Raw genomic sequence first — 7,255 nt, 5'->3', positions numbered from 1 at the left:
AGGAGCGAAGACATAAGCGGATAAAGGACTTTATCCGCTTATGTCTTCGCTCCTCATTCGTAATTCGCAATTCGTAATTCGTAATTAATTACTCCCATCGTTACTTCGAAACTGGTTTAATCCAGTAACTATACGCACAATCTCCAAACGCCACCCTGTACTCTTTCAGCGGCATGGAGCCCCAGCTGTCAATACCCTGAAGGCCAGACTGCTGCAGGTCTATGTGCATATAAACCTGGTTGCGTGGTACCAGTTCACCGGAGTGATATTGTTTTTTGTCGGCTTCAGGATCCAGGTCATCCAAGCTGTAAGGCAGTGCAGAGAAGTTCAGCAGGCTGTCGGCATATTCAATGCGGATGCCTTTACCTTTTCTGTTGGTCATGGTTACCCAGCGGACATCAGATTTGTTGCCGCTTTCCTGCGGACGCGCGTAGGGGAAGTATTGGTCAGCTACTGTTTGTTCGTAGATACCGGTGAAGGATGCTGTTTTTCTGTCCCAGTAGTTTTCCCATGGGCCACGGCCGTAGAAGCGGATCTGGTTGAATTGTCCGTTCAGCTGCAGGTCGTTGCCGATACGCAGCATCAGGGGATATTTACCTTTTATGGCATGAAAGCGGTTGGTCACTTTTATCGTGCCGTCGCCATACACGTGATAGGTTTGTGTGATGGTGGCATCGCCGTCCAGCAGTTCTTTCTGTAATACTACTTCATAACCGCCGGCAGTTTCCTTTACGCCGGCATCCAGCAACTTACCGGAAGCGTAGGCGTTGCGCCATTTGCGCAGGCTATGATTGAAGTCAGCGCCGATGTCGTTATCAGTAGGGGCACGCCAGAAAGCAGGTTGCGGGCCGTTTTCCAGCAGTTGTTCGCCCTGTACCGTATAGCTGTTCAGTATACCTTTGCTCATATCAAACGCTAAGGAGAAGTTACCGCCTTTTATCAGGAGGTTACCGTTGCTTTCCTGTTTGCTGAGTTTACCGCCGCCGGGTGTGATCACAGGCGCCATGCCCTGCTGCAGTGCAAATTGTTCCGCCGCCTGTTCAAAGCCTGCAGGCAGGAAAGGTTCTTCTTTCTTCAGTACATAACGGATGTTCAGGAAATAATCCTTACCGCTTTTCAGGTTAGTTTTTACCGGCAGAGAGATGGTGGCCGACTGTTGCGGAGCGATGTTCAGGTCTTTTACCGTACCACGTTCTGTTATTTTTCCATCTTCCAGTATTTCATAGTTCAGCTGGTAGTTGGAGAGGTCGCGGAAGAAATATCCGTTGTGTACCACTACGGTGTTGTTGCCGTTGTAAGTGGTTTTGATGTGCTGGTATACTTTCTTCACTTCGATAGCCATCGGTGTAAGTCCGCGCCAGGCTGTGACCACACCTTTCACGCAGAAGTTGTTATCGCTGAAAGTCTCGTTCACAGGGCCGCTGAGCGGGAAGTCGCCACCATATGCCAGGATACGTTTTCCGTTCTTTACGGTATCAATGCCCTGATCTATCCACTCCCAGATGAAGCCACCCTGCAGGAACGGGTTATTCTCGATAGCGGTCCAGTATTCCTGGAAGTTACCGAGACTGTTACCCATGATATGCGCATATTCGCTCATAATCATCGGGCGGTCCGGGTTATGTTTGGAATATTTTACCAGCCAGTTGGGATCCGGGTATTGCGGTACGATGATGTCTGTATTGTAGTCGTGTTCCGCGCGTTCGTACTGAACAGGGCGGGAATCTTTCTTTTTCAGCCAGTCGTATGCTTCGTAGAAGTTTACTCCGTTGCCGGCTTCGTTACCCAGTGACCAGGTGACTACGGAAGGGTGGTTTTTATCTCTTTCATACATGCGCTGAATCCTTTCCAGGTGTGGCATGCGCCATTGCCTGTCGTTCGCCAGCGTATAGCCGAGATCGTAGTAGCGGCCATGGGATTCGATGTTGGCCTCATCAATCACGTACAGGCCGTACTCATCGCAAAGCTGCATCCAGTAAGGATCCGGAGGGTAGTGAGAATGACGCACCGCATTTACGTTCAGCTGCTTCATCATTTCCATATCCTTGCGCATATCTTCTTTTGTCAGCGTATGCCCTTGTGTGGCATTGTGTTCGTGGCGGTTTACTCCTTTGAGGAATACGCGTTTGCCGTTAACGAGGAAGTTGCGGTCTTTCAGTTCTATAGAGCGGAAGCCGATGCGTTGCGGCACTACTTCCAGCACTTTGCCGTTCCTGTCTTTCAGGGTGATGTATAACGTATAGAGGTAAGGCGTTTCGGCGGACCATACCTTTACTCCCGGTACTTCTTTCTGAAAGCTGACAGCAGATTTATAGTTGCCCAGCGCACGTTGTACGCCTTTGGTTTCGTCCTGGAAAACGGTTTTGCCGGCAGCGTCCTGCAGCTCGATGGCTACGGAGAAGGTGTCGGGCCGGCTGTGCAGCGTTTTCTGGTCCATCCGGTAGTTGTTTACTTCCAGATCCAGTCCGAATACGCCGTTGGTATATGATTTATCCAGGGTGGAGGTTACTTTGAAATCGCGCACATCCAGCAACGGGGTAGCATATACGAAAACCTCTCTTTCAATACCGGAGATGCGCCACATATCCTGGCATTCCAGGTAGGAGCCATCGCTCCAGCGGTATACCTGCAGTGCTACCAGGTTTTCACCGGGTTTAACATATTTTGTAATGTCAAATTCTGCTGCCAGTTTGCTGTCTTCGCTGTAACCTACTTTCTGTCCGTTTACCCAGATGAAGAAAGCGGATTTCACGGCGCCCAGATGAATGAACACCTGGTGGCCGTCCCAGTTTTGCGGGATATTGAATTTTTTACGGTAAGAGCCTACCGGATTATTATCTTCCGGAATATCGAACGGCGGCTTTAAGGCAGCGCCCATTTTTGCGCGGCCGGTAAACTCATACGGATGATTTACATAGATGGGCAGGCCGTAACCGTTCACTTCCCAGTTGGCGGGTACTTTAAAGTTATCCCATGCTGCATCGTTGAAATCCGTTTTATGGAAATTTTCCGGACGTTTCCGGGGATCCTGTACCCAATTGAATTTCCAGGTGCCGTTCAGTGAGATGAAGTAGCCTGACTGCGTTTTATCCCCCTGGCGGGCCAGGTTAAAGGACTCGTAGGCAAAGGAGCTTGCCCGCATCGGCATTCTGTTGACAGACACCACTTCCGGCGTTTGCAGTTCCGTAGGTAATTGTTGCGCCCACCCCTGCATAGCGCCGGCAGTGAGGGCAATAAGTAGTACGCTTTTTTTCATTGTTCAGATTAATATTTTACTACAGCTGTTCCCTATAAAATAATAAGCGTATAAAGTACGTGTTATTTTTCAGTAAGTTAGATAAAATTGTGATGAGCGTATAAAAAGAGTTTTGGCGGGGAAACGGGCAGGAGGCAAAAAACGGTGACCGGTAGTGACCAGGCAGGAGCCCTTCCCTGTGTGGCGGCAGGTTTCAGCAGCCCCCCACGATGGCTGCATTACTGTAGCAGGCATATCAGAATATTCCCGCTGCTTTGATGGATTTTATTACTTTTATCCCAAACCTCCACGTTACATGATCAGAAAAGGCGAAGGCTTCAAGGGACAGCGCGCGATCGTTATTCCACGTAATATACTCCGCGGGAAATGTGCAGCAGAGCCGGTGATGATGCCGTTATATATCACCGACATCGGATATTATCCCAAGGCACAGTACCACTACCGCAAACGCATACGGGGCGCGGATGAACACATACTTATCTATTGCATAGAAGGCAGGGGTGTTATCACCGTCAGGGGCGAAACCCACCAGATCAGGGGGGGCGACTGCTTCATCATTCCGCGGCGCTGGGAGCACGAATACAGCGCACACCATGACGATCCCTGGACGATCTACTGGGCGCACTACACCGGGCAGACCGCCGATGCCATCACAGCTGCAGCGAGGCAGCACCATAACGGTCATAAGATATTCCTCCCACATTCTGCTGAACGGCTGGCACTCTTCAACAACATCTATCAGCAGCTGGAAAACGGCTACCGTACGGAAAATCTCACCTATGTAAATATGAGCTTCTGGGCATTCCTCTCCTCCTGTATATATCCGGGGAATTACAGTCCGGGTAAGGCTCAGCCGGAACACAGCGCCGTAGACAAAGTGATTGAGTTCATGAACAAACACCTGGACCAGATGCTGACACTGGATCAGATGGCGCAGTCTGTAAACCTTTCCGTGTCGCACTTCTCAGCGCTTTTCAAATCAAACACCGGCTTCTCTCCCATCGAATATTTCAATCACCTGAAAGTACAGAAAGCTTGCCAGTACCTGCTTTTCACACATCTGCGGATCAAGGAAATCGCTACCCGGCTGGGGATGGAAGACCCGTATTACTTCTCCCGCCTTTTTACCAAGGTGATGGGTGTTTCTCCCAATAATTACCGCGAGAAAAAAGGATGATCATAAAATAATCCATCAAAATCCAAATATCCTCTATCCACATCAACAGAATATCCGCCTACTTTTACAGCAGACCAATGAAGAAAAATGCGCCGATTATCCACGTTTATACCTGCGTTAGCATGTACGCTCATGTTCTCCTGCGAGTCGCGCAGGAAGGTAGACTTCAGCAGTGAAGTAAAGCCCATTCTTAATAAACATTGTATCAGCTGTCACGGCGGCGTCAAGCAGAGCGGTGGTTTCAGCGTATTGTTCCGGGAAGAAGCGCTGGGCAATACCAAATCCGGCAAGCCTGCCATCATTCCCGGTCATCCGGATCAGAGTGAATTTATCCGCCGCCTTACCTGTAAAGATCCCAAAGAGCGGATGCCGCAGAAAGGGGAACGGTTGTCTGCCGCCGACGTGGAAACCCTTACCCGCTGGGTGGAGCAGGGCGCCGAATGGGGTGAACACTGGGCTTACGTACCGCTGAAGCCCGTGCAGGCGCCGGATATAAAAGTGGAGGATGGTAATGATATTGATAAATTTATCCGGGAGAAGTTATCCGAAGAAGGATTAAAACCGGCTGCCCCGGCAGATAAGATGACCCTGCTGCGGCGCGTGAGCCTGGATCTCACCGGGCTGCCACCGACTCCCGCTATGGCAGCGGCTTACGAAGCAGATAACAGTCCGCGCGCCTACGAAAAAATGGTAGACAGCCTGCTGGCCTCCCCGCATTACGGCGAACGCTGGGCCGCCATGTGGCTGGACCTTGCCCGCTACTCCGATACCAAAGGTTACGAACGTGATGCCAGCAGAAACATCTGGCATTACCGCGACTGGGTCATAGATGCTTTCAACCGGGATATGCCGTATGACAGCTTCACCATTGCACAGCTTGCCGGCGATCTGCTGCCGCAGCCTACCAACGCCCAGTTTATCGCCACCGCCTTTCACCGCAACACCATGACCAACGATGAAGGCGGCACACAGGATGAAGAGTTCCGCACCGCTGCCGTGATGGACCGTGTCAATACCACCATGGAAGTATGGCAGGGCGTTACCATCGGATGCGTGCAATGCCACAGCCATCCCTATGATCCCTTCCGCTTTGAAGACTATTACAAGCTGCTCGCCTTCATGAATAATACCCGTGATGAAGATACGCACATGGAACATCCCAAACTGCGTTTATACGATAGCGTTAGTACCTCAGAAGTAGCCCGCATCAGCGAATGGGTAAAGCAACACGGCAACGGGTCACAGCTGGCCAGCGTACAGGAGTTTCTGAAAGTGCTGGAGCCCAAGGTACATGCACATGACTGCGACCAGTACATCAACGGCGCCCTGTACGATACCAAATACCTGGGCGTACGGCACAACGGCAGCTGCCGCCTGCCTGCACAGCAGCTGAGCGGCAAAACACAGCTTCTGATGAATTACTGGACCGGTAATAAATCCGGCAGCCTGGAGTTCCGCCTCGACAGCCTGAAAGGCCGGACCATATTAAAGCAGCAACTGGCGCCTACCGGCGGCCGGCAGGTTATCGCCATGAACTTACCGCCGGTAGCAGGCAAACATGACCTGTACCTCGTATTCAGTAATACCACCCTGGCCCCCAATGATCCTGTCTGCATGGTAGAATGGTTTGCTTTCCGGGAAGATCTCCCCGGAAAAGGTCAGCCCGGCTATGAGGCCGTCAGCAAAGAGATGCTGGCGCTTATCAACAAAACGCCCGAAGAGATTCCCGTGATGATAGAAAATCCGGCAGAGATGCAGCGCACCACGCGTGTATTTGAGCGCGGTAACTGGCTGGTAAAAGGTAATGCCGTAACACCCGACGTACCACATTCTCTCAACCCGTTCCCCGCCAACGCTCCGCGTAACCGCCTGGGGCTGGCGCGCTGGATTACCGATACCCGCAATCCGCTCACCGCCCGCGTGATGGTGAACCGCCTGTGGGAGCAACTGTTTGGCACCGGCATCGTAGAAACCATCGAAGACTTCGGCACACAGGGTTTCCTCCCATCGCATCCAGCGCTGCTGGACTGGCTTTCGTATAAATTCATGCAAGACAACCGCTGGCATATGAAAGCATTACTGAAAGAGATTGTGCTCTCCGCCGCCTACCGGCAAAGCTCCGCTACCACACCTGACCTGCAGGAAAAAGATCCCGCTAACCGGTTGCTGGCCAGGGGCCCACATTTCAGGCTGACGGCAGAAGAAGTACGCGATCAGGCCCTCGCCGTAAGCGGATTGCTCAACCAGGCCATGCATGGCCCCAGCATAATGCCGTACCAGCCGGAAGGCATCTGGCAGAGCGTCTGGAGCGGCGAATACTGGAAACAGGCACAGGATGGCAACCAGTACCGCCGCGCGGTATATGTGTTCCAGAAACGTACCAGCCCCTATCCGTCCATGATTACCTTCGACGGCTCCAGCCGCGAAGTATGCCTGCAGCGCCGCATCCGCACCAATACACCATTGCAGGCCCTCGTTACGCTCAATGATCCCGTATATATGGAAACAGCGCGGCAGCTGGCGCAGCAGATGCTGAGAAATGGTGGTAAAGATGCTGCAGCGTGTATCCGCTGGGGTTATAAGGCTGCTATGTTCAGGCAGCTGCCCGATAATAAGCTGACCGTTCTGCAACAGCTCTATAACAATGCGCTGCAGCAGTACCGCAAATCGCCTGCAGACGCCGTAAAGCTGCTGCAATGCAAAGAGCAGCCACCACAGATAGCCGAACTGGCAGCCCTCACCGTAGTGGCCAACGTGATGATGAATATGGATGAATTCCTGACCAAATCATAAGATAACAATTACGCATATACGCAAACGCA

Annotated in this window: 3 protein-coding genes; 2 read left to right on the top strand and 1 reads right to left on the bottom strand. The window is 51.8% G+C overall.

What is annotated here, in order from left to right:
* Positions 1–100: 100 nt before the first annotated feature.
* The gene (lacZ, locus tag GWG06_RS20360; RefSeq protein ID WP_160715548.1) at positions 101–3,256 is read right to left on the bottom strand and encodes a beta-galactosidase, LacZ type; all 3,156 of its coding nucleotides are present in this window, start codon (positions 3,254–3,256) and stop codon (positions 101–103) included.
* Positions 3,257–3,551: 295 nt separating this feature from the next.
* Between lacZ and GWG06_RS20355 the strand changes: the two genes are divergently transcribed.
* Complete coding sequence (locus GWG06_RS20355) at positions 3,552–4,433, top strand: AraC family transcriptional regulator (RefSeq protein WP_127034794.1); 882 nt, start codon at positions 3,552–3,554, stop codon at positions 4,431–4,433.
* A gap of 87 nt (positions 4,434–4,520) precedes the next feature.
* Positions 4,521–7,226 (top strand): DUF1553 domain-containing protein, encoded by a 2,706-nt coding sequence (locus GWG06_RS20350; protein WP_160715546.1) that lies wholly within the window; start codon positions 4,521–4,523, stop codon positions 7,224–7,226.
* The last annotated feature ends 29 nt before the right edge of the window (positions 7,227–7,255 follow it).

Source organism: Chitinophaga solisilvae (assembly GCF_009928525.1).
Lineage (GTDB): Bacteria > Bacteroidota > Bacteroidia > Chitinophagales > Chitinophagaceae > Chitinophaga > Chitinophaga solisilvae.
Note: the sequence above shows the minus strand (reverse complement) of the source record. Positions and strands in the feature narration are given on the sequence as shown.

Excerpts from the sequence above, each read along its gene's own strand:
- GWG06_RS20350 (WP_160715546.1), top strand. The coding sequence starts at position 4,521 with ATGCGCCGATTATCCACGTTTATACCTGCGTTAGCATGTACGCTCATG.
- GWG06_RS20355 (WP_127034794.1), top strand. The coding sequence starts at position 3,552 with ATGATCAGAAAAGGCGAAGGCTTCAAGGGACAGCGCGCGATCGTTATT.
- lacZ (WP_160715548.1), bottom strand. The coding sequence starts at position 3,256 with ATGAAAAAAAGCGTACTACTTATTGCCCTCACTGCCGGCGCTATGCAG.